The 22,667-nt window shown below is 53.3% G+C and carries 18 protein-coding genes and 1 pseudogene; 3 read left to right on the plus strand and 16 right to left on the minus strand.

The window, feature by feature from the left end; translation table 11 throughout:
• Positions 1 to 69 precede the first annotated feature (69 nt).
• Positions 70 to 897, minus strand: coding sequence for a formate/nitrite transporter family protein (locus MHI45_RS16285; RefSeq protein ID WP_076109687.1), 828 nt, complete (start codon positions 895 to 897; stop codon positions 70 to 72).
• Between the two features lie 385 nt (positions 898 to 1,282).
• On the opposite strand from MHI45_RS16285, the pseudogene MHI45_RS35195 reads away from it, so the two are divergent.
• A pseudogene (locus MHI45_RS35195) lies at positions 1,283 to 1,759 on the plus strand (S-layer homology domain-containing protein); the annotation flags it as partial.
• A 143-nt stretch (positions 1,760 to 1,902) separates the two neighbouring features.
• On the opposite strand, the gene MHI45_RS16290 reads toward MHI45_RS35195, so the two are convergent.
• Positions 1,903 to 2,814, minus strand: coding sequence for a hypothetical protein (locus tag MHI45_RS16290; protein ID WP_341119205.1), 912 nt, complete (start codon positions 2,812 to 2,814; stop codon positions 1,903 to 1,905).
• Between MHI45_RS16290 and MHI45_RS16295 the strand changes: the two genes are divergently transcribed.
• Positions 2,792 to 4,378, plus strand: a complete 1,587-nt coding sequence (locus tag MHI45_RS16295; RefSeq protein WP_341119206.1) for a hypothetical protein — start codon at positions 2,792 to 2,794, stop codon at positions 4,376 to 4,378. The two genes, MHI45_RS16290 and MHI45_RS16295, sit on opposite strands and share 23 nt — an antisense overlap.
• 75 nt (positions 4,379 to 4,453) lie before the next feature.
• Here the strand turns inward: MHI45_RS16295 and MHI45_RS16300 are convergent, their stop codons facing one another.
• The 14 genes from MHI45_RS16300 to MHI45_RS16365 all read right to left on the minus strand — a co-directional run bounded on the left by MHI45_RS16300 (position 4,454) and on the right by MHI45_RS16365 (position 20,901).
• Complete coding sequence (locus MHI45_RS16300; RefSeq protein ID WP_076109732.1) at positions 4,454 to 5,818, minus strand: FAD-dependent oxidoreductase; 1,365 nt, start codon at positions 5,816 to 5,818, stop codon at positions 4,454 to 4,456.
• A gap of 366 nt (positions 5,819 to 6,184) precedes the next feature.
• On the minus strand, positions 6,185 to 7,819 hold the full coding sequence (locus MHI45_RS16305) for a formate--tetrahydrofolate ligase (protein ID WP_341119207.1): 1,635 nt from the start codon (positions 7,817 to 7,819) through the stop codon (positions 6,185 to 6,187).
• Positions 7,820 to 8,129: 310 nt separating this feature from the next.
• Positions 8,130 to 8,606 (minus strand): glutathione peroxidase, encoded by a 477-nt coding sequence (locus MHI45_RS16310; RefSeq protein WP_038597543.1) that lies wholly within the window; start codon positions 8,604 to 8,606, stop codon positions 8,130 to 8,132.
• 129 nt (positions 8,607 to 8,735) lie between these two features.
• Positions 8,736 to 9,758 (minus strand): LLM class flavin-dependent oxidoreductase, encoded by a 1,023-nt coding sequence (locus tag MHI45_RS16315; protein ID WP_076109690.1) that lies wholly within the window; start codon positions 9,756 to 9,758, stop codon positions 8,736 to 8,738.
• A 200-nt stretch (positions 9,759 to 9,958) separates the two neighbouring features.
• The gene (locus MHI45_RS16320; RefSeq protein WP_076109691.1) at positions 9,959 to 10,297 is read right to left on the minus strand and encodes a DUF3243 domain-containing protein; all 339 of its coding nucleotides are present in this window, start codon (positions 10,295 to 10,297) and stop codon (positions 9,959 to 9,961) included.
• A 196-nt stretch (positions 10,298 to 10,493) separates the two neighbouring features.
• Positions 10,494 to 11,438, minus strand: a complete 945-nt coding sequence (locus MHI45_RS16325) for a M15 family metallopeptidase (RefSeq protein ID WP_076109692.1) — start codon at positions 11,436 to 11,438, stop codon at positions 10,494 to 10,496.
• Positions 11,439 to 11,668: 230 nt separating this feature from the next.
• Positions 11,669 to 13,552, minus strand: coding sequence for a DEAD/DEAH box helicase (locus MHI45_RS16330; protein WP_341119826.1), 1,884 nt, complete (start codon positions 13,550 to 13,552; stop codon positions 11,669 to 11,671).
• 54 nt (positions 13,553 to 13,606) lie between these two features.
• Positions 13,607 to 13,810: a hypothetical protein gene (locus tag MHI45_RS16335; RefSeq protein WP_038597555.1), complete on the minus strand. Its 204-nt coding sequence runs from the start codon at positions 13,808 to 13,810 to the stop codon at positions 13,607 to 13,609.
• Between the two features lie 158 nt (positions 13,811 to 13,968).
• Positions 13,969 to 15,639 (minus strand): ABC1 kinase family protein, encoded by a 1,671-nt coding sequence (locus tag MHI45_RS16340; RefSeq protein ID WP_076109693.1) that lies wholly within the window; start codon positions 15,637 to 15,639, stop codon positions 13,969 to 13,971.
• Positions 15,640 to 15,987 (minus strand): phasin family protein, encoded by a 348-nt coding sequence (locus MHI45_RS16345; protein WP_076109694.1) that lies wholly within the window; start codon positions 15,985 to 15,987, stop codon positions 15,640 to 15,642.
• Between the two features lie 106 nt (positions 15,988 to 16,093).
• Positions 16,094 to 16,726, minus strand: a complete 633-nt coding sequence (locus tag MHI45_RS16350; protein ID WP_038597565.1) for a ThuA domain-containing protein — start codon at positions 16,724 to 16,726, stop codon at positions 16,094 to 16,096.
• 335 nt (positions 16,727 to 17,061) lie between these two features.
• A complete protein-coding gene (locus MHI45_RS16355; protein WP_341119208.1) occupies positions 17,062 to 17,874 on the minus strand; it encodes a uroporphyrinogen-III synthase in 813 nt (270 codons plus the stop codon).
• 89 nt (positions 17,875 to 17,963) lie between these two features.
• Positions 17,964 to 20,015, minus strand: a complete 2,052-nt coding sequence (locus MHI45_RS16360; RefSeq protein ID WP_341119209.1) for a methyl-accepting chemotaxis protein — start codon at positions 20,013 to 20,015, stop codon at positions 17,964 to 17,966.
• A 490-nt stretch (positions 20,016 to 20,505) separates the two neighbouring features.
• The gene (locus MHI45_RS16365) at positions 20,506 to 20,901 is read right to left on the minus strand and encodes a Fur family transcriptional regulator (RefSeq protein ID WP_340896174.1); all 396 of its coding nucleotides are present in this window, start codon (positions 20,899 to 20,901) and stop codon (positions 20,506 to 20,508) included.
• A 198-nt stretch (positions 20,902 to 21,099) separates the two neighbouring features.
• Here MHI45_RS16365 and MHI45_RS16370 point away from each other — a divergent pair, with 198 nt between their 5' ends.
• Positions 21,100 to 22,656 carry an FAD-dependent oxidoreductase gene (locus tag MHI45_RS16370; protein WP_341119210.1) on the plus strand — a complete coding sequence of 519 codons (1,557 nt, stop codon included), beginning with the start codon at positions 21,100 to 21,102 and terminating at the stop codon, positions 22,654 to 22,656.
• The last annotated feature ends 11 nt before the right edge of the window (positions 22,657 to 22,667 follow it).

The following is a 22,667-nucleotide window of genomic DNA, read 5'->3' on the forward strand; positions in this document are numbered from 1 at the left end:
GTTAGCTGGAAGAGAGAAGGTTACAAGGAGTGTCTATTGCCGTTTAACACGGCATTTAATTAGTAAGGATTAAGCGTGTTTCTTCACTCCGACAGAGGATACACCTTCTACGGATTGCACAGCCGCCGGCCCTTTGCGAAGGTAAGCCACATAATAGGCTGCGGCTACGAAGATGGCTCCGCCCGTAAGGTTGCCCAGCCATACCGGGGCAAAGTTGCCGAAATATTGTGCCCAGGTAAAATGCCCCTCAAATATAGCAGCAGGAATAAGAAACATGTTGGCTACAACGTGCTGGAATCCGATGGCCACAAATGCCATGGTCGGGAACCAGATACCGAGGATTTTGCCGCTGAAATTATCCGCCCCGTATGAGAGCCACACGGCCAGAGCCACCAGCCAGTTACAGCCGATCCCGGAGACAAAGGCCTGCAGGAAGGTTGCATCAATCTTATGTTCAGCCATATCGACCAGTTTATCGAGATACACTCCGTCTGCGGTGAGGCCGACAACGTGGCCGAAGAAATAAGCAACGAACAACGCGCCTGCCAGGTTGCTGAGCGTGATCAGCACAAGGTTCTTGATGACTTCCCAGAAGGAAATCTTTTTCGCAATAAATGCCAGCGGCACGGCCATCATATTGCCTGTCAGCAGTTCCCCGCCGGCCAGCAGCACCAGGATCAGTCCTACCGGGAACACCGATGCCCCGATAAAGTTTGCGATGGAGCCCCATTCCGCCGGAGCACCGGCAATGACACGAATATCCAGTAAAAATCCGAGCGCAATAAACGCTCCCCCCAGAAAACCGAGAATAAGTACGGTGGCAAGCGGGTTGTGAGCCTTCTTGATTCCGTTCTCTACCGTTACCTCGGCAATCTGCTGCGGTTTGTTATAAGCCATGATTCCTATCCCCTTTTAATACTTAAAATTTGTTCCTTTATGCCATTGTAGCGTGATCGCAATCACATTTACGTGATAAAAGTCACGTCCAGGAAAACTAAGTGAAAGTTTTCACTGACATGTCAAATTTACCTTATCTACACAATTCAGATTAACTTAATCACAAAAACATTTCTCACCATACATCCCATATCACGCTAAATATTCGGGCCGATTGTACCGATAGTGGAGTAAAAGAGGTGGTGATCGTGTTCCCGTAAACACAGGAAAAAGCACATACATATTGATAGACAACCTGAGGCGTGTCAGCCTGGCACTGCTATGTCTGATCCTAATCGGAACTGCTGCTGTCACTCCAGCTGCAAGGGCAAATAGCGCTCCATTTGTGGATACTGAGCGCAGCTATGCCCATCAAGAAATTGCACAGCTGTTCTCCAGAGGGATCGTTCAAGGCTATGGCAACGCAACGTTCAGACCCTATCAGCCGATTACTATTGCAGAGATGGGCACCATGATGTCAAGGGCTTTATCCATTCCCATTCCTAGTTCGGACTATCCGCTAACAACGGAAGCGGCACCGAATTGGGCCATTCCCTCCATACGCTCGCTTTTGTCTGCAGGCATTATACAAGACCAGACAATAGCATGGAGAGGTGAATTAACACGAGAGAGCTTGGCAGTATGGTATATCCGGGCCTTTGGAGTGTATGACCAGGTCCAAAAACAAGGCGATATGCCCGCGTTTAAGGATAGTCATTCTATCTCGGAAAAAGCCCGAACAAGCGTCTGGGCAGCCCAGCAGCTCGGGCTGTTCCAAGGAGATGAATATCAGCGGTTTAACCCAAAGCAGTCCGTTGACCGTCAAAGCGCAGCTATGGTAACTGCTCGTGCATGTCTTCTGCTTGAGGATGCCAACCGTATACAAGATTTGCTTGAGCCTGGTAGTGACTTGCCTGATTATCCTGAAGTCCCCAAAGGCGCACCTTTAGAAGATAGCGAGATCGCTTATCCAAACGCTTCTTCTACAGATCTCGTAACACCAGTTCCACCGGCTTCACCGGATCCAACGCTGGGTCCATCCGCTTCACAGGTTCCAACAATGGTTCCATCGGCTTCACCGAATCCAACGCCGGTTCCATCGGCTTCACCAGCTCCAACACCGGGGCCATCCGCTTCACCGGCTCCAACAACGGTGCCATCGGCTTCGCCGAATCCAACAACGGTGCCATCGGCTTCACCGGCTCCAACAACGGTGCCATCGGCTTCGCCGAATCCAACAACGGTGCCATCCGCTTCACCGGCTCCAACAACGGTGCCATCCGCTTCACCGGCTCCAACAACGGTGCCATCGGCTTCGCCGAATCCAACACCGGTGCCATCCGCTTCACCAGTTCCACCAAAGGTTCCATCGGTTTTACCGCTGCCACCAAAGGTTCCATCGGTTTCACCGAATCCAACAACGGCGCCATCCGCTTCACCGGCTCCAACAACGGTGCCATCCGCTTCACCGAATCCAACAACGGTGCCATCCGCTTCACCGGCTCCAACAACGGTGTCATCGGCTTCACCGAATCCAACAACGGTGCCATCCGCTTCACCGGCTCCAACAACGGTGCCATCCGCTTCACCGAATCCAACACCGGTGCCATCAGCTTCACCGGTTCCAACACTGGTGCCATCGGCTTCACCGAATCCAACACCGGCGCCATCCGCTTCACCGGTTCCAACACCGGTGCCATCGGCTTCACCGGCTCCAACACCGGTGCCATCCGCTTCACCGGCTCCAACACCGGTGCCATCCGCTTCACCGAATCCAACAACGGTGCCACCGGCTTCAACAACGGTGCCATCCGCTTCACCGGCTTCAACACCGGTTCCGCCAGTATATGAGGCAGTGGATTCTGTACAGGTAACCACCGATACAATTGACGCTTCGTTTAATGTATCTATGGAAGATTGGAAGCTGGCTTATGTGACCTTGGATGTATACGGTAGCGAAATCATGCCGGAGCATTTGCCGCCAGACCTCAAAGTGCTGGTTACTGATGATTACTCTGTACTGGCAGAGGATGGGACGGTAGCAAACTTTTATAACATCCCGAAGCCTGGAACTATGATCCATGGTCGAATCCTGCTCAGTTCCGAGGTCGCCGACTTTAGCATCATCAGCAACTTCGAACTTGAGGTACTATCGCCTCAATACAATTCAACAGCTTATTTCACTGTATCCTTGTTGCTGGAAGATACAGGAGCAAACGCTACAACAGTTGCCGAAATGCAAACCATGCGGAATACACTGGCAACTATTGATCCCGATTTGCGGGTAACCTGGGCCATGGACAGCCGGTTTGTGTTCGATGATGCACAGCGCCCTCAATTGCAACAGGTGCTTAACTACGTGGATCTATACGGAGATGAGGTAGGGATCGCATCCGGCTATCCGAATGATAATTTCAACCTGGCCCAATGGATTGTAGAGATGAACTCGTGGCTGTACATGTACAGATATAATGCGCTCAATTCCCTGCACCAGGGGGGCACCAACGGAGATAGCTCCGTATGGGAGAGTATTCCTGACAAGTATCGTCCCAAGTCACTGTCCACCTATGCCATCAACCCCGAACAGGCTGCCTGGTTAAAAGACAACTTCCGGATCGATGCGTTCATGGGCTGGGCTGCAACACAGTATAATGTAGGCCAATTGTCTGCTGAAGGATCACCGCTGATGCCATACTGGGCACATATCGCTAATCCGATGCTGCCCGCACAGGATGCTGCTACTAACAGTAACAATGTATTTATGAATGCCCTAAGCATTGATCCCATCGGCTCCCGCTATATTACAGGGGCATCCAGATGGACACTGCATCCGGCGGATCCATTTGTAAGCGATACGAAGGCAGAACCTCAGCTGCATCTGGCCTCTCAGTATCTCAACAATCCTTTTCAGAACAGAAATACGGTCAATTACCTCTCCCTGGTAATTGGTACCAACTGGGTGATGAGGTCACCCAACCTATTCGCAACCTGGCAGGACTTCATCAGCAGGTTCCCGAAAGATGCCGGCGTTGAAATATTGGGTGTTCATGGACTGGCAGAGATCTACAAAACAAAAACAGCCCACAGCAATGAACATTCAGAATTCACCCTGATGTTCCGGGGGGCTGGATATACCACGGTCAGCGGAGAGAATTCTCCGGGGGATTTAAGGTATCTGTGGACAGAAACTGCAACAGAGCGTATTGTCCTTGCCAAAAGAGACGGAGACCCCCTCTGGAGCATCATTGACTTCACCGATTACTCCAGATCGCCTGTTACTAAGCTTCCATATACGTCCAATGGAGCGGCGGACGATATAAGCTACATCACAGGGAGAAACTACAAGCTGACTCCCGCGGCTCCGTTAACCTCAACAGAAATCGAACGTATCCGCGCCCGGCTGAATGTCATTGATTTCCATGAGGATATCGACTACCAATGACCAATAAACCATGCTAAAAAAAATACGCCCTGCCAACCTTTTCGAAGGATTGGACAGGGCGTATTTTCTTATCTGTTATACCGTCACTGTTTCTTTATGTGTCACACTCTTTGGCAAAGCCTGAAGGCCGGCAGTGTTCAGAAAGTTCCACGGCTTGTTGTAATGCGGCTGGAAGAAGAAATCAATGAAGGCCAGCTGATCCACCGTCATTTTGTTCTGGATGCAGACAGACACGGTATTGATCGACTGTGTCAGATCCATCTTGGACATAATCTGCGCTCCGAGAACCCGGCGGGTGGCGCGGTCAAATACTACTTTTAACTGAACCTGCTCAAAGGTCGGCATAAACTCCGGACGGTAGTTGTCGATCAGCAGCACGCTCTCGATATCCATGCCTTCGGCTTTGGCCGCGTCTTCCGTCAGTCCTGTTCCGGCGATGTTATCCTCATAAATCTTAATCCCCGATGTTCCCTGCGTACCCATGTATGGGATCGTATTCGCCACCAGGTTGCGCGCTACCAGTGTTCCCATACGTACGGCATTCGTAGCCAGCGGAATATAGGCATGTTTGCCGGTTGGGTTATAATGAATCGCACAGCTGTCGCCAGCGGCATAGACATCCGGGAGGCTGGTCTGCATATAATCATTGACGATAATCGCCCCGTTAGGCAGCATATCCACTTGCCCTTTCAGCAGTTCTGTATTCGGACGGAAACCGATGCAGAGGATAACCAGGTCGGTCTCATGCTCCCCTTTGCTTGTGATCACCTTGGTCACTTTACCGTTCTCTCCCGTAAACGAGCTGACCTTCTCACCGAGCGCCAGCTTGATGCCGTGATCCTCCAGTGTCTGCTGGATCGGTGTAGTGAATTCTTCATCCAGATATTTGCTCAGGATCCGGTCCTCACCATCGATCAGCGTAACCTGCTTGCCGTTCATTTGAAAAGCCTCCACCAGCTCGACACCGATATAACCGGCTCCGACAACGGTGATTCTGTCCACCTGCTGCGCTTTTTCGATAATGGTGTTGGAGTGATTGTAGTTCTTCGAGAGCAGGATGCCATCCAGCTCCATGCCTTCCAGCTTTGGCACAATCGGCCACGAGCCGGTAGTCATAATGAGTTTGTCGTACGTATCTTCAAATTCCTGGCCGTTTGCCAGATTACGGGCTTTTAAGGTTTTGCGGGCTGTATCCACATTGATCACTTCATGGCGCATCTTTGTATTGACACCCAGTTCAGCGAGCTTCTCAGGCGAAGAATAAAACAGGCCTTGCGGATCTTTAACCACTCCGCCGACATATAGAGCAATGCCGCACGACAGGAAGGAAATATTATCATTGCGTTCGTACACCGTAATTTCGGCATCCGGGTAAAGCTGGGCGGTATTAACAATTGCGGCGGTTCCGGCATGGGTACATCCAATGACTGCTACTTTCATGATTTCTTCCTCCTCCAAATTGGCAAGCATATTTTTGTCTCTTTGTTTGTGATATATTTCACTTTATATACTGATTATATTGTGATTAATATCACATTGCAAGCCCTTTGGTACATCTTCTCATATTGTTCACAATTGAAATGTATAAACTACGCCGTTTTTCGGCGCTCTGCGGCTTCCTTTAGCTTTTCCCTGGCGGCAAGACATTATGTCTTAAAAATGCAGGAAGCAGCAGCCAGCCTAGGATAACAGCAGCAGCGCAGCAGGATAATATCAATCCAGGAAACCCATCACGCAAAAAAACCCGGAGCCCGCGCAAATTACGCAGCGGGTCCGGGGTTTCGGCCATACTAAAAGATATAGAGACTACTCCAAGCCGTGAATTACACCGTCTTCGTCGACGGAAAGCCCTTCGGCGGCCGGCTTGGCCGGGAGCCCCGGCATGGTCACAATATTACCGGTAATCACAACAGCGAAGCCTGCGCCCAGCGACAATGTAATATCACGCACACCCATCGTGAAGCCTTCCGGCGCACCCAGCAGTCTTGGCTGATCTGAGAAGGAATACGGTGTTTTGGCCATGCACACCTGAAGCTGCTGTAAGCCCAGCCGTTCGATAATGGCCAAACTGCGTTTGGCCGCAGGGGAGAACACGACTTCCGCACCACGGTAAATTTCGGTGACGATTTTATTGATTTTGGACGGAATATCCAAATTCTCTTCATACAGTGGGGCATATCTCCCTGCATCTTCACGATCCAGCAGTTTCTTCAGCTCCGCTGCCAGCTCGAGTCCACCGGCACTGCCTTCTGCCCATACCTTGGAAACGGCCGCAGGCACGCCAAGGCGGCTGCAGGCGTTCAGCACCTCTTCAATCTCCGATGGCGCATCACCTTCAAAGTGGTTGAGCGCAACAAGCACAGGTACGCCGAATTTGCCCAAATTCTCAATATGGCGTTCCATATTGGACAGCCCCGAGAGCAGTGCCGCCCGGTTGCCTGCATACAGCTCTTCTTTACGGACACCGCCGTTATATTTCAGCGATTTCACCGTCACGACCAGCACAGCCGCAGAAGGGGCAAGCCCGGCCTGACGGCATTTGATATCCATAAACTTCTCCGCGCCGAGATCAGCGCCAAACCCCGCTTCGGTTACAACCACGTCACCCAGCTTCAGCGCATAACGGGTCCCGATGACACTGCTGCAGCCATGGGCAATATTCGCAAAAGGTCCACCGTGTACAATGACCGGTGTCCCCTCCAGTGTCTGCACAAGGTTGGGCTTCACCGCTTCCTTAAGCAGCGCGGTCATCGCTTCCACCGCCCCGAGATCCTTGGCCGTTACCGGCTGCCCCAACTGGTCATATCCGACCAGCATACGGCCTAAACGCAGCTTAAGGTCAGCAAGGTTATCGCAGAGGCACAGCACAGCCATAATCTCCGATGCTGTTGTAATCTGGAAGCCGCTCTCCCTAACCGTTCCATTGCCGTCGCCCAGCCCCGTCACAATGCTGCGCAGACTGCGGTCATTCATATCCATAACCCGCTTCCAGACGATGCGCTGCGGATCGAGGCCCAGCACATTCCCTTGGAACATATGATTGTCGATCATCGCAGACAGCAGATTATGCGCTGAAGTGACTGCATGAATATCTCCTGTAAAGTGCAGATTAATCTCATCAGCCGGAACGATCTGTGCCTTGCCTCCGCCGGTTGCCCCGCCTTTCATGCCAAGGCATGGCCCCAGCGAAGGCTCACGCAGTGCCGCTACTGTCTTCACCCCCGCTGCATTCAGCGCCTGGGATAGTCCAATGGTTGTTAAAGTCTTGCCTTCACCTGCCGGTGTAGGATTAACCGCAGTAACCAGAACCAGCTTGCCATCGGGCTTGTGCTTCAGCTCATCCCATAGCGTTGGCGCCAGCTTGCTTTTATATTTGCCGTACAGCTCCAGATGCTCTTCACTAATCCCTGCTGCCGATGCTACCTCTGTTATTAACCTCATGCCCTTATAAAACCCTCCTGCCGTTATTATCCTGCTTCGTACTGCGCATTATGCGCTTAATGTGTTTTATGTATGGACAACGATGATGTTGCTCTCTTCAAAGGATACAGCGTCTCTGAAAAGCGTCAAGGATTATTTTCATAGTATATTTCACAGCGCAAGCCGTGGCAAAGGATTCAGTGCCTGCTTTCACCAGAGATCAGCTGAGGCTAATCAAATAAAAGCCCTCCCAAAATGCGGTTTGCACCGGGTTTCGGGAGGACACTGAATTTGCACTAAGGCGGACTTGGTCCGGGTTTACAAATGCTGTTTACAGCAAAGATTCTATGAGTCCCTTCATCGTTTCAGGGGATTCCTTCGGCTCCACGCGGGCCACAACCTTACCGCTGCGGTCAACCAGGAACTTGGTGAAGTTCCACTGGATGTCACTGCTCTCGGCTGTACCTGGCTGCTGGCCCTTCAGATATTGAAAGAGCAGGCTTGCATCCGGTCCATTGACATCCACTTTGGCGAAGACCGGAAATTTGACGCCATAATTAATCTGGCAGAACTCCTCCGCTTCTTCACTCGTTCCCGGCTCCTGGCCGGCAAATTGGTTGCAGGGAAAACCCAGCACGACAAGACCTTGGCCGCCATATTGCTCATAAAGATTCTGTAGATCTCCGTATTGCGGGGTAAGTCCGCATTTGCTGGCCGTGTTGGCGATCAGCAGCACTTTGCCTTCATAATCCTTAAGCGGCACTTCTTTACCGGAAGGCGTTACTCCGGCAAAACTGTAAATAGACATCCTGCATCCCTTCCTTTCGGGTGTATGTTAATAAATGACCGGCATTGCAGCGAAATGCCCAGACTGGGACTTTGCATTTCATTTCCCATCTTACCTCATCGGAAACGGAAAACAAAACTCAGCAGATTATTATCCAGCGTCTGAGCCCCGCGGGGACAACCCGCAAGCCTCAGCGATAAGCCGGAGGGATTTCAGCCGGTCCTCAAAGCTATGCATAAAACTTGCAAACATAATCTCTTCACATTGATATTGTTCGGCAAGAGCCTGGAACTGGCGTCGGATATCCTCCGGTGCCCCCACAACCATCCGCCTGCGGTTCTCCTCAATACGAAACCGGTCATACGGAGCATAATTATAGCGCAGCGCGGCTTCGACGGAAGGCGTGCCTGTGGAAACATGTCCTTTCTCCAGCAGTACAAGCGAAAGATCCATGCTGGTTGCCAGCCGGTCTGCCTCTTCAGCGGTTTCTGCACACACAGCAAATACAGAAACCAGCGCCCGCGGCTTCGCGGCAGCGGGAGACGGCCTGAAGCTCTGCCGGTAGGCACTTACCGCTTCTGAGCCTCCGTTGCCGTTAATAAATTGGGCGAAGGCGAAGCCGGTCCCAAGCTTCGAGGAGAGTTCGGCACTGTCTCTGCTTGAGCCGAGCAGCCAGATCTCCGGCGCTGTACGGACGGCCGGAGTGGCCTGCAGTCCGGCAAAACGGTGCCCGGAATTCACTGTGCCGTGCAAATAGGCTATGAGATCCTTAACCTGCTCCTCATAACGGCTTATGTCGTCCATCCGGTTCTCTTGCAGGGCGCGCACAGCCAAAGCCGCACCTCCCGCTGCCTTGCCCAGCCCAAGGTCAATTCGTCCGGGATACAGCCCTTCCAGCACGCGGAAATTCTCAGCTACCTTAAAGGCGCTGTAATGCGGGAGCAGAACGGCACCGGAGCCAATCCTAATGGAAGAGGTCACAGCAGCCAGATGGGCCATGAGCACTTCCGGGCTGGACCCGGCCAGTCCGGGAGCCGCATGATGCTCCGATACCCAGAAACGGTGATACCCCAGCCTCTCCGCCTCCCGGGCGAGCATGGACGTTTGGGCCAAGGCCTCGGCGGGGGAGCTGCCCTCGGAGACCGGAGACTGATCCAATATGCTTAATTTCATATTCCAAGCCACTCCAATGATAAGATTTGAGATATCCGGATACTTCCTCCATTATATCCTGAACGTTCCCTATGTACCTATTCCCCAGCAGCAAAAGCCCTTCTCCTGCGAACCGGAGAAGGACTTTACCTCGCTATATACCAGCGCATGCACCGGTAGAGCTGCATACCCGCTTAACCAGCCTGTGGGCAAGCTTTGAATTACTCCTGAACCAGCTTGACCAGCATGTGCGCCAGACGATGCCGCTCTTCCTTGCTGCCAACCTTCCACAGCTCCAGCAGCAATTTCTCCTCGCTGTTGCGGGGTTCTTCATAAGCCGCCAGATAATCAGCGATTTTCTCGGCTGCTAGGGCCAGCTGCTCATCGCTGAGCCCGATTTTTCGGGCAAGATGAATCCGCTTACTTAAATAGCTCTTAAACTCCTGAAAATTGTTCAGAATAACCTCTTTCTGCTCAGGTTCAATCCGGTCCAGGGCGTCATTGACACGGTTCATGGTTACACTTCCATCCTTGCTTACCACATGGTTATGTTCGGACACGTGATGCGCCTCCTTATGAAAACTAATTAGTTTCCCACTACTTAACCATCGGCCGCATAGCTGAACCATGCATAGCGGGATGCAGACGTTACGCATTGGCCAATCAAAAAAGCGGCCCCATTCTTCCGGGACCGCTGATGGAGCTGTTGCTAAACGTATAGTGAGCCTGCTTTTTAATACAATGGCTTGCAGCCGGTTAATTCGATACGGGAACAGCATCAAAGTACTCTTCCAACGTAATACCTTTCTCTGCAATGGAGGCGGCGATCTCCTTGCCTACATAGCGGACATGCCAAGGCTCGTACTTATAACCGGTAATCGACTGCTTACCTTCCGGATAACGGATAATGAAGCCGTACTCCGCAGCATGGCTAGCGAGCCAATCAGCTTCAGGCGTACCCGCAAAGCAGCTCTCGGCGGCGCATTTGCCGTCACTGCCGGAAATGTCAATCGCCAGGCCCGTCTGATGCTCACTATGGCCGGGAACCGCGCTGTAGGTGCGGGCTTTCTCTTCCCCGTCTCTGTCTACATAGTTGTTGAATAGCCTGGTCTGGGTTTTCTCGGAACGGTAGGCCGAAACACCGGCCAGCTGTATGCCGTCCTTCTTCGCCCCTGCGAACATTTCCTCAAGCGCACCAGCTGCAGTGCGGCGCATCATCCGCTTCTCAATCTTCTCCGAGAAGAGGAACCGCACATTCGGATATACCAGATCCGAAGGTTTATACTTATCCGGCAGCTTGTACTGCTTGTTGACCATGACTGACATGCTTTCGGGCTCTGCGGCAGTCAGTTCGGCTGCATTATTGCCTGAGTCCTGCGTGCCCGGCTTATTTGTAACAACAGAAGTTGGATTGGGAGCCGTATCCTCACTATCGTTCTCTTCCGGATCAGCCGTGGCAGCCGGAGCCCCTTCGGCTCCCATGTTGTTTCCAGAAGTCCCCTGGTCCTGCTCGTCCGGGTTTACACTGGCAACAGGCGAAGGTTCTGCACTTGCATCCGGCTGGCCCTGAAGGGCACTGCCCTCGCTTACTACTGTTCCTTCTTCCTCTGAAGCGGATGGAGCCGACGTATATTTCCCGATTCCCCAACCGATCGCAATCACGACAACGAACAAAATAACTATTTTGGCGGTCTTGGACATATGATGTATGTTTCCTCCTATACTTGTTGGCATCCTGCTTCTGATCCGTCTGTACGAAACCAACAGTTGCCTCATTCTCTGCACTCCTGCAGCTGGTACTCTATTTATCTATTAGACAGGCTAAAGGGCAAAAAAGTTTCAGTCGTATAAAACAAATGTTACCACAGGTCGTTGGCGGATACGCCAACTGCCCTATGGTAACAAGTTTCATCTATAGCTGTCGAGCGCCTTTATCTGGATGAGCCGCGTCCGCCGCGTGAACCGCCGCCGGAGCTCTTGCCACGCCCGCCGCGCGATGCACCGCCACCGCCGCCGCTGTTCCGTCCGCCGGAGCTGTACCCGCCTTTGCCGCCCTTGGAGCCGCCGCGCGCACCTTTGGGAGCTGCCGCATTGTAGCCGCCTGCTTCACTGCTGCGGGCTACATTGGCTCTGTGTTTAGGGCTGGCTTGCGCACCGCCCGGATTATAGCCGCTTCCGGAGCCTGCGCCTTTGGAAGCGCCATAGCTGAAGCCACCAGCTTCCATTCCTCTGGTGACGTTGGAGCTGTAGCCGCTGCTCGGGCCGCCTTTAGATGGGGCGGCCGTTCTGCTGCCGCCACGTCCGCCGGCGGCATTGCCGCCTGCCCCGTAAGCTGCAGCCGGGCTGGCGCTTCTAGGGTCAAAGGCACCGTAGCCGCCGCCCGGTCTTGGCTTCCCCGCGCTCTTGCCGGCGGAATCGCCGCCTCTGGGCGCTGCCGCCTCATAGGCGCTGCGCTTGCCCCCAGCCGCTGCACTGCGGCTGGTCTTCTCGGCAGGCGCGCCCCAGCCGCCTGCTTCCTTGTTGCCGCCTCGGCCGCGGCCGCCCGGCCGTGCTCCGGCTTCGGCGCGTGGTGCTCCGCCGCTGCGCCCTTGCCCGCGCCCGCCGCGGCCGGCACGCGCCGCTTCAGGCGCTGCGTTCTGGCGTCCGCCGCGCGGGGAGCCGCCGCCTTGCACGGAGGTGAATTCGCCTATGCCGAATTCATCCTTCTCGTAGCGGCGGCGGTCCAGCCGCTGGGAAATGCCGTGCTCGATCAGCTCAAGCCCGGCGCGTTCGCGCGGCGAGGAGAAAGTGATCGCGAGGCCTTTGCCTCCGGCGCGTCCGGTCCGCCCGATCCGGTGAATGTAGCTGTCCGCATCCAGCGGCAGGTCGTAGTTGAAGACATGGGTAATCCCTTCAACGTCCAGACCTCGCGCGGCAACATCCGTAGCTACCAGCAGCTGCAGCTTCGCATCGCGGAACCGCTTCATCACTGCTTCGCGTTTGCCCTGGGACAAATCGCCGTGCAGCTCGTCGCAGTCATAACCCGCTGCCTGCAGCGCTTCGTTCAGCTTCGATACCCGCCGTTTGGTCCGGCAGAAGATAATCGCCAAATACGGGCGGTCGCGTTCGATCAGCGCCTGCAGCGCTTCTTCTTTGTTGCGGTCAGAGCACTCTACGACCTGCTGGCGGATATTGTCCAGCGGAATCGGCGAGCCGCTCTTGATCACGATGTCCAGCGGTTCCTTCATGTAGTTGGCGGCGAGACGTTTAATGGGATCCGGCATTGTGGCGGAGAAGAGCATCGTCTGACGGCGGTAAGGAACAGCCGTAATAATCGTCTCCACATCCTCCAGGAAGCCCATATGCAGCATCTGGTCCGCTTCATCCAGGACGAGCATCTTCACGCCCCCAAGATCCAGCGTTTCCCGCCGCAGGTGGTCAAGCAGTCTGCCCGGGGTTCCGATAATGAGATGTCTTCCGCCCTCCAGCTTGCGAAGCTGCTTCTCTACATCCTGGCCTCCGTAGACAGCCAGAATCTTCACACCCGTATGCCGTGCCAGCTTGCGTGCCTCTTCCGTAATTTGCAGGGCCAGCTCACGCGTCGGCGCGAGGACCAGCGCCTGCGGATAAGCCGCCTCCACCCGGATTTTGTCCATAATCGGCAGCAGGAAAGCGAGCGTCTTCCCCGTTCCCGTCTTCGCTCTGGCGATAACATCCAGACCCTGCACTACCGGCGGAATGGCTTCCTCCTGCACCGGCGTTGGTTTTACAATGCCTTGTCCTTTGAGCAGATCATTCAATAATTCAGAAACTCCTAATTCCTTAAAACCCGGCAATTTCTCCACCTCACTAATTCTCTAATTTGCTTTACTGTGCAGCATAACTTATAGTCATCCATTTTCGGGAGTAATGTACGCATCCATACGGCCTCCGCCGGAGTGGCGGCACAAGCTTATTTCAGGCGAAAACGGCATATTTTCAAACAAAAGCGGAAGAACCCCGTCACCGGAGTCCTTCCGTCCCACTTGCCGATTCTGGCCCTGCAGACGTGCGGTCCAAGTCGGTTTCAGGGGCAGCAGCGATCCACCGGACATTCAGACGGCACTCCATTTGCGTTCCATTACATACTATACGATAGCCTGTCCTGCCTTAAGGGGCAGAACAGTGACCTTAGAAAGTTATCTTTATATTGTACTTGATCCTGGGGCGTTTGTGTGCAACTGGCGAAGAATAATTATTCTTCCCTGTAAGGCTAGAAGCGGCCCGATTTAAAAATCGAGAAGAGCAGCCACAGAATCATTAGCAGCGCAATCACTGAGCCAATCTCCACCGTTGGAAAATCCCACAGCAGCGAAGGCTCGCCACGCAGCGATGAACCAATAATCAGTCCGGCCATAATAATGCTGAAGGCCAGCAGTACAATGCTGAAGGAGAGGCGATTGCCGACACGGCTGAACTTATGCTCTAAATTTTTCAGTTCTGGCAGCCCGACCTCTACCTTAAGCTTGCCTCTGCTGATTAGCGCCGACAGCTGCCGGGCCTGAGAGGGAAGCTCGACCAGACTTTCCGCCAGATCGGCGACTCCCCCGATAAGCTTGCGCCGCATGCGGCTGCCGCTGAAGCGCTGCTTCACCAGCTGCCTGCCGAAAGGCTCGGCCATCTGCACGATGCTAAAGGATGGGTCAAGGTTGGCAACAACCCCCTCCAGCGTCAGCATCGTTTTGCCCAGCATCGCCAGATCCGGCGGAATGACCAGCCGGTGCTTGCGGGCGATACCGAACAGATCGTTCAGCGCCTTGCCGATGCTGATCTGATGGAACGGGATATCATAATAGGACTCCCGAAGCCGGTCCATATCATCATGAAGTGCAGCACGGTCAGCTTCTTCGGGAATTACTCCCAACCGCAGAATCGCCCGTACCATAGAATCGGTATTTCTGCGCATCAGCGCGATGACGAGCGCGGACAGACTGTCCTTCATCTCCTCACTGAGCCGCCCGACCATGCCAAAATCAATCAGCGCCAGCTTGTTGTTGTCCAGCAGCATCACATTGCCCGGATGGGGATCGGCATGAAAGAAGCCGTGGATAAAGATCTGATCCAGCATCATCTCCACAAGCTGCTGGGCTACAGTTTTTAGCTTGACGCCCCGCTCCAGAAGCTCATCCCGGTGGTTGAGTGTAATGCCCTCCACATATTCCATCGTCAGCACACGCGCCGAGCTGTAGTCCCAATAGATTGCCGGAATATATACTTTATCATGTGCTGTCTGCTGGCTGGCAATACGCTCGGCGTTGCGGCCTTCCTGGCCGTAGTCCAGTTCAGCCAGCAGCGCCCGGGAGAACTCCTCCACCATCCGGATCAGCCCGTATTGCTTCGCCCAGTCCAATCTTCTTTCGGCAAGCGCGCTTAGATCCTGAAGAATTTCCAAATCACGGGTCATGGTCCGCATGACACCGGGACGCTGTATCTTAACCGCAACCTGCTTGCCTCCATGCAGTACAGCACGATGCACTTGGCCGATCGAAGCCGCAGCAAGCGGTGTATTCTCGAAATATTCGAAGGTTTCATCCAGATGCTGGTCAAGCTCCTGCTCGACAATATTGCGTGCAGTTTCCGCTGAGAATGGCGGCACACTGTCCTGCAGCTTCACCAGTTCCTGAATGATTGAATCAGGCAGCAGATCGGAACGGGTACTGGCCAGCTGGCCCAATTTGACAAAGGTTGGCCCTAAATCCTCCAGCACCTGGCGAATCCGTTCCCCGAGTGTAAGGCTTGCGTGAGTCTCCTGTGTCAACATCCGGCGCGGAAGGGAAAGAATATGGTAGAGACCCAGTTCCTCCACCATATAACCGAAGCCATGGCGCATAAGCGCCATGGCAATGGTCCGGTACCGTCCGGCATGTCTGATGCGTACAGCCATTTATTCCGTACGCGTTTCCGGCAGAGCTTCCTTCTGGGCAGAGGCACCCTCCAGCTCAGCCACACGGCGCTCCAAAACGGCAATTCGAGTTTCCAGTGTGGCGATATCGCTTTGCACGGGAACTTTAAGATCCTTCAGCACACGCTGAACCTGCTCCTGTACGGCATTCTTGAAGACTCCGCGTTCCTCATCGCCCCGCTCCACGAGCCGGTCGACAAGCGCTTTGGATTCCGAGGGCGCAAGCTCTCCCCGTTTTACCAGCTCCTCAACTACCTTTTCCACCTTTTCCTTGCTCACAATGGTGAGGCCCACTCCTAAAGAGATTGCTTTTTTGAACAAATCACTCATAGTACTTTCCCCCCAAAGATTCCAGTTATGGATAAAGTATACCCCTTGTCGGAGCATTTCACAAAGGAAGCAGCCGCAAGGGGTATCATTTTATTGCAATTTCAAATTATCTGGGAATACGTGCCGCCCAGGTTGCCGCCCGCAGAATCAATTCACGGACCGCCGGATGCCGGAACGAAGGCTCATGATGTCCGGGCATAATATAGACAACCCGTCCCAGTCCATAGCTGTGGCACCAGGCTGCCGGCAATCTTTCGCCCTCATATTCATACTCCAGCAGAATGGTCTTCTCGGTAAAAGGATCGAATTCAAACCGGTATGGCTCTTCATCGAGCTGGAAGTCTTCCATTCCCTCTGTAATATCATGCTCCATTACTTTGAAGTTCAGCGGAGCATAGGGCGGATGTCCGGTGAATCTACCGCCGATCAGATGGGCCAGTTCATAGCGCTTGGCCAGGGAAACCCCCGTATGCAGCACGATCAGGCCTCCCCCTCCGCTCACATAGCTGAGCAGACCCGCTGTCTGCTGGGGGGAAACCGTTTCGTTCCATAGTTCATTATAGGCGATGCATAAATCGTAACCGGCCAGATGCTCGCTGAGCAGCAGCTTTTTATTCTCCGAGCACTGAACGATCAGCAGATCATTCAGAATCTCGCTGATTTGTTTGTCTACACCCTGCAGCGGATGGAACCGGGGATGCGTGTAATCGCCCAGCAGCAAACATTTTCTCTTGTCCATAGGTATCCTCCTCCTTGTCTCTATCTTGGATTGTGGCACGTTGCTATTATTCTAAGTAAAAGTGCAGCGGATGTCCATTACCGGCAGGTTAAATGTCTGTTACCGGAGCCTTGCTTCAGGCTGGTTCAGGACCGTGGTTGCTACGCAATTTCTCACAAGTGGAAACAGCTCCTCAAAAGGACGGTATCCGTTTCAGCGAGAAATAGAAGGATAATTTATAGCGCGAAGCCTATAAATTCTTATCTTTTAAAAAAACAAATCCCGCCCACGAACGGAGCAGGATAACCGTCTTGCAGATCCCCCGCAGAAAATCGCAGCGGAACCCGGCTGAAAAATCAGCGGTTTGCCGCGACATAACGGCCAAGCTCAACGAACATGCTCCCCATTCGTTCATGCTCCGGCATCACAATCCGCTTGACGCCTTCCTCCTTCAGGGACTCAGAGGTAATCTTGCCCACGGAAACCGCCAGCACTTTAGTTTCAAAGGCTTGCACCAGTTCCCCAAGCTTGCCTTGTTCCCGGGCGTACCCTGCCAGGAAGCGGAATTGCGGTCCGCTCGTAAATGCTACGGCATCCACCAATCCCTCCGTGATTTCCGCCAGCAGCCTGGCAAGCGAACTCGGCTCGGGCGGGGTGTGAAGGTATGGCTGCACTTCGCGGACAACAGCTCCGGCTTCCGTAAGCCAGGCAACGAGACGGGGGGAGCGATCGCCATGCAGCTGCAGCACGACCTCCTTGCCCCGCAAGTCCCAATCCGCAAGCCCGCGGATCAGTCCTGTAGTGCTGCCATCGTCATCGCGCACCTCCGGCACCAGTCCCCGCTTCTTCAGGGCATTCACCGTTTTATAGCCCCGGGCAGCAATCGGAGAGGACGAGAGGACCTCCTGAAACCGTTCGGCAAGCCCTATTTCCCCGGCCATTTCGAACAGTGCATCAAGCCCCATGCCTGTAGTCAGAATGGCCAGATCCGGCGGATGCTGGGTCCAGGCTACGAGCGCTTCGCGTAATGCCTCGCCGTCGAGAAATACCGTGCCCTGGGCAGGCCGATGCAGCGCCGTCCCCCCCATATTCTGTACCAGTTTGGCCATTTCCTCCGATTTTCGCGGACCGGCAAGGGCTACGGTAATCCCCTTTAACTGCTCTGCCATAAATATTCCCCCTAGTTAGCCCTGCATTATTGCTTATCAGTATACTTGCAAAGCCCGGGAAAAGAAAAGTAGCTTAATCAAATCCGTAATCAGGAATTTTCCGCTCCCTTCTGAAGATCCGCTTCCTGCGGAACAGGAGTTTCAAAGGAAACCTGCTGCCCCGGGTGAAGCTTGAAGCGGCCTGCCAGCTTCTGCAGCTCTCCGGCAAGCTGGCTTAAGCCAGCCGTGGAAGAGGCTATTTCTTCAACGGAAGCAAGCTGCTCCTGTGCAGCAGCTGAAATCGTCTCCGTATTGCCTGCAGCCTCCTGGGAAATGCCCTGCAGCTCCCCGATTGCCTTTTCCATACTGGCTGCTTCTGCCGACAGCGTGTGTACGGCTCCGTCCATCGCTTCAATTTTCTCTGCCGCACCTTTGACCGCCCTGCGGATCCGCGATAAGGAGCGGCCTGTAGTATCTACTGCCAGGATGCCTGCCGACACCTTCTCTTTGGCATCCTCCATCGTCACTGTTGCCTGCTGCATTTCCCCGTTGATGGAGGAAATCTGCTCCGAGATCATCCGCGCCGATTTCTCTGATTCCTCGGCCAGCTTGCGGACCTCCGAGGCGACAACGGCAAAGCCGCGCCCCTGCTCGCCCGCTCTGGCTGCTTCAATGGAAGCATTCAGGGCCAGCAGATTGGTCTGCCTCGCAATACCTGTGATCACACCGACAATGCCCTGAATTTGTCCGGTGCGCTCATTCAGCTTGTCAATCATGTTGCCAAGCTCCTCCACCGTCTCATGAATTCCGTTAATTTTGTCAACCACACTGATGACCGAATCATTTCCCTCGGCTGCAGACAGCGAGGTCTTATCCATCATGGCTGACACCTGCTCCATGAACCCGGAAATATGCTGAACTTCATGGGTGGTCGCCGCGGCGCTCTCCAGCCCTTTTTGCACACTGCCTACCTGCCGTTCTGTGCCTGCCGCGACTTCCTGAATCGCTTCCGTCACATGCCTGATCGCCGTAGTCGACTGCTCAGCCCCGCTTGTCAGCTCTTTGGCCGAAGCGGACAGATTACCCGTCATCTGCTGAACACCGAGAATCATGCCGCGCAGATCAGCTACCATCGTGCGGAAATTGTCGGCCAATAGGCCGATTTCGTCCCTGCGGAATACCCCGATATCTTCAGACAGGTCGCCTTTCGCTATAGCCGCTGTAGCTTTGCGCAGACGGATCAGCGGCCGCACGATGGAGGACACATTGAAATAGATCAATACGAGCGCGAGCAATACAGAAACAGCAATCACTAGAACTACTTTATCACGGATATCAGCTGTAGCATCAGCAACCTCTTGCTTGCTGATGGTGCCCCCGATTCTCCAGCCGGTAAGCTCATTGACCATGAAGGTCAGCTTTCTGGCAGTATCCTTATAGACATAATCAAAGGAATCTGCTTCTCCCTCGAACATCTGCTTCACAAAATTCAGCGAAGATTCCTCAGCTATCGTCTCAGTGGGATGAACCAGAAACTTCTTGCTGCTGTCCAGAATCATTATGTATCCTTCCTTGCCCAGCTTAATGTTCGTAAGATCAGCCAGGGCGGACAAGTTCAGGTCGAGCCCTATGACTCCGCTGCCATCCGCAAGCACTCCCGAAATGGCGATGGCCGTTTCATTATTTACCGTTTTAAAAGCAGGGGAGATTACCGTCCCCTTCCCCTGCTTCAGCGCATTCACATAAAAGTTCTCCTTGCGCGGATCATAGCCGTCCTGCTGCTGGTCATCGGAAGCATGAACAGACTTTGCCCCGCTGGTTCCGACGTAAATATCCAGAATATCGGGATGCAGCGCGGCATATTCCTGCAATCTGGCTTTTACATCAGCCGCACCTTCCCCTCCAGCCTCCCCATTCACTGACCCGGAGGAAATTTGCCCGGCAAAATAACTAACCGCGTCGATTTTGGACTGAATGTTCGCATTAATGATCTCGTTGGCCGCCATCACACTTTCAGCGGCGTTATTCATCAGCTGGTCCTCCACCTTATGACTGGCCGATTGATAGGTCTGCCAGCCGATGATAAGGCTGGGAGCGAGAAGTACAAGCAGATATGTAAGAATAAGCTTCATGCGGATGGTTAAGCGGGTGCTTTTATTCATGGGTGAAATCCATCTCTCCTTCTTATTAGGTCTTAAGTATGATTATTTATGGCATATATAGATTGAACTTATAATTCTTCTACTTTGGGATTGGCCGTGACTACAGAGAATGTTTGGACTTCCGGCCGCTGTTAGGTTTGGATTTCCTGAAATAACCGCGAATCGCGGTAGAAATCCAAACCTTGCCCATGCTTCCGAAGCGAGCTTTCCTGCGGAAAGCTTTCAGGCGGACGCTGTCGCTCCTACAGTTCCAAACTTCCCCTCCGCCACTTTTCCCTATATGTAATTCTCAAGTTCAATCTATATAGGTATATAATTATATACCGGGTATGGAATCCCTCTTTTATTCTGAAATTTCCCATGAATTTCAAGACTTTCTTAATAAATTTGCTGATAAAACAGCAAAAAGACCGTTTATTTGAAAACGGTCTTTTATTATATATCTATTCATATGTCAGACCCTTGGTCAGGGGTTTAGGCCCTTCTTAAACTAATTCACAACTTTGTTCCTGCAAGCCGGGCATACTCCGCCGAATACGACATGGGCATGTGAAATGGAGTATCCGGTATCCTTAGCCACCGTATCCATCCACTCCTGGGGCACATGACTCATTACCTCATCCACCGCACCGCACACCTCACAAATAATATGCTGGTGATCGTCCATACGCGCATCATATCTGCTGGCTGCTTCGCCAAGCTTCAGCTCGCGGATCATTTCTTTATCGGCAAGATAACGCAGTGAATTGTACACGGTGCCATAGGCCAGGTTATGTCCCTGTTCTACCAGCCGGTTCATCACTTCTGCGGCGGTAGGATGATCATGTGACTGGCGGACGATATCATAAACGGCTTGACGCTGGGAGGTCAAATTCAGGTTCCTCATCTTCATCATCCTCTAACTTATTTTTAGATCAAGTATAAGTCTTGATTGTTCCAGCGTCAATCTAATCGTCTGCCTATCGAATCTAACTTATTTTGGCACTAGGTCCCCAATTTCATGCACCTGGACCTTTGAGGAGTTTCTTTTGGCGGGACTGTGGTAATAAATGAGATGAATATGGACCGATGGAGGGATGTTAAGATGAGTTCAACGCACGATGTATCTCAGGGTCTTCCGCAATTTCCGCAATCGTTATGGAGAGACAGCACCGACCTGCCTTCGTTTCCGAAGCTAGCGGAAGATCTAGTTACAGATGTCGCAATTGTCGGGGCCGGCATTACCGGCATTACTGCAGGTTATTTGCTGGCAAACGCAGGGTATAAAGTCACTTTGCTGGAGGCGGGAGAAATTTTTGCCGGCACCACTGGATTCACAAGCGCCAAAATTTCCGCCCAGCACGGGATGATCTACGATGATTTGCTGAAGCATTTCGGGGAAGAACAGGCCAAGCTCTATTTCCAGTCGAACAGTGAGGCGATGGAGTGGATTATCGCTACTGCGGAGGAACTGAACCTGTCCTGCGGAATAACACGTGAAGACGCCTTGCTCTATGCTGATAACAGCGACGATAAGACGCTCAAACAACTGGAGGCGGAGTTTAAAGCTTACGAAAAGCTGGGACTCCCCGGGCAATGGCTGGACAACGTCTCCTTGCCGCTGATGGCCGGAGGTGCCATCAAGCTGCCGGGACAGGCCCGCTTCCACCCGCTTCAATACCTGCAAGGCTTGCTCCAAGTGATTCTGGACAAGGGCGGAACTGTCTATGAGCACACGATGATTGGAGAAAAGGTAGACAAGGACAACGGCCTCACGCTTTACACTGAAGGAGAGCAGCTGAAAATTAAGTGCCGCCATGCCATCTCGGCCTCCCACTTTCCTTTCTATGATGGCGGAGCCCTCTACTTCTCGCGCCTGCATGCAGAACGTTCCTACTGTCTGGCGGTTCAGCCGGAAACCGATTATGAGGGCGGCATGTATTTGAGCGCCGGAGAACCTACACGCTCTCTGCGCGCCGTCGAATGGGGCGGCCAGAGGCTAGTCATTGTCGGCGGGGACAATCACAAGACAGGCCAAGGCATCTGCACCTTCGGCCATTATGAGAACCTGGAGCTGTTCGCAGGTGAATTGCTGGGCATTAAGGCTATTCCGTACCGCTGGTCAGCGCAGGACCTCATTACCCTGGACAGAGTGCCTTATATCGGCAAGGTTTCCGGGGAGGAGGAAATCTATATTGCCACCGGCTATCGCAAATGGGGCATGACCAGCGGAACACTGGCCGCGCGTATGATCACGGATCAAATTCTGCGCAAGCATAGTCCCTACAGTGAACTCTATGATCCCTCGCGTTTTATAGCCAACCCATCCATCAAAAATTTCATTGTGCAGAATACCAATGTCGCCAAGGAGCTGGTTGCCGGCAAGGTGGAGATTGTCCATAAGAAAACCCGTGATCTGGAGCCTGATGAAGGCGCGGTTGTCTTTCATGACGGCAAACGTGTCGGGGCCTACCGTGACACGGATGGCAAGCTGCATCTGGTAGACAGAACCTGTACCCATATGGGCTGCGAGTGTGAATGGAATGATGGAGAACGCTCCTGGGACTGTCCTTGCCATGGCTCGCGTTACTCCTATGAGGGAGCTGTACTTGAGGGTCCCGCTACGGTACCGCTGACGAAGCTTGCGGCGGAGACGGATTAAAGCCGCGACGG

Source organism: Paenibacillus sp. FSL H3-0321 (assembly GCF_038002865.1).
Taxonomy (GTDB): Bacteria; Bacillota; Bacilli; order Paenibacillales; family Paenibacillaceae; genus Paenibacillus_AQ.

Coding starts and splice junctions, on each gene's coding strand:
- MHI45_RS16335 (WP_038597555.1), bottom strand. CDS start 13,810: ATGTCCGGTGGATCGCTGCTGCCCCTGAAACCGACTTGGACCGCACGT.
- MHI45_RS16305 (WP_341119207.1), bottom strand. CDS start 7,819: ATGAGGTTAATAACAGAGGTAGCATCGGCAGCAGGGATTAGTGAAGAG.
- MHI45_RS16350 (WP_038597565.1), bottom strand. CDS start 16,726: ATGGACAAGAGAAAATGTTTGCTGCTGGGCGATTACACGCATCCCCGG.
- MHI45_RS16325 (WP_076109692.1), bottom strand. CDS start 11,438: ATGTCCAAGACCGCCAAAATAGTTATTTTGTTCGTTGTCGTGATTGCG.
- MHI45_RS16365 (WP_340896174.1), bottom strand. CDS start 20,901: ATGAGGAACCTGAATTTGACCTCCCAGCGTCAAGCCGTTTATGATATC.
- MHI45_RS16345 (WP_076109694.1), bottom strand. CDS start 15,987: ATGAGTGATTTGTTCAAAAAAGCAATCTCTTTAGGAGTGGGCCTCACC.
- MHI45_RS16315 (WP_076109690.1), bottom strand. CDS start 9,758: ATGAAATTAAGCATATTGGATCAGTCTCCGGTCTCCGAGGGCAGCTCC.
- MHI45_RS16300 (WP_076109732.1), bottom strand. CDS start 5,818: ATGAAAGTAGCAGTCATTGGATGTACCCATGCCGGAACCGCCGCAATT.
- MHI45_RS16360 (WP_341119209.1), bottom strand. CDS start 20,015: ATGAATAAAAGCACCCGCTTAACCATCCGCATGAAGCTTATTCTTACA.
- MHI45_RS16340 (WP_076109693.1), bottom strand. CDS start 15,639: ATGGCTGTACGCATCAGACATGCCGGACGGTACCGGACCATTGCCATG.
- MHI45_RS16285 (WP_076109687.1), bottom strand. CDS start 897: ATGGCTTATAACAAACCGCAGCAGATTGCCGAGGTAACGGTAGAGAAC.
- MHI45_RS16310 (WP_038597543.1), bottom strand. CDS start 8,606: ATGTCTATTTACAGTTTTGCCGGAGTAACGCCTTCCGGTAAAGAAGTG.
- MHI45_RS16370 (WP_341119210.1), top strand. CDS start 21,100: ATGAGTTCAACGCACGATGTATCTCAGGGTCTTCCGCAATTTCCGCAA.
- MHI45_RS16355 (WP_341119208.1), bottom strand. CDS start 17,874: ATGGCAGAGCAGTTAAAGGGGATTACCGTAGCCCTTGCCGGTCCGCGA.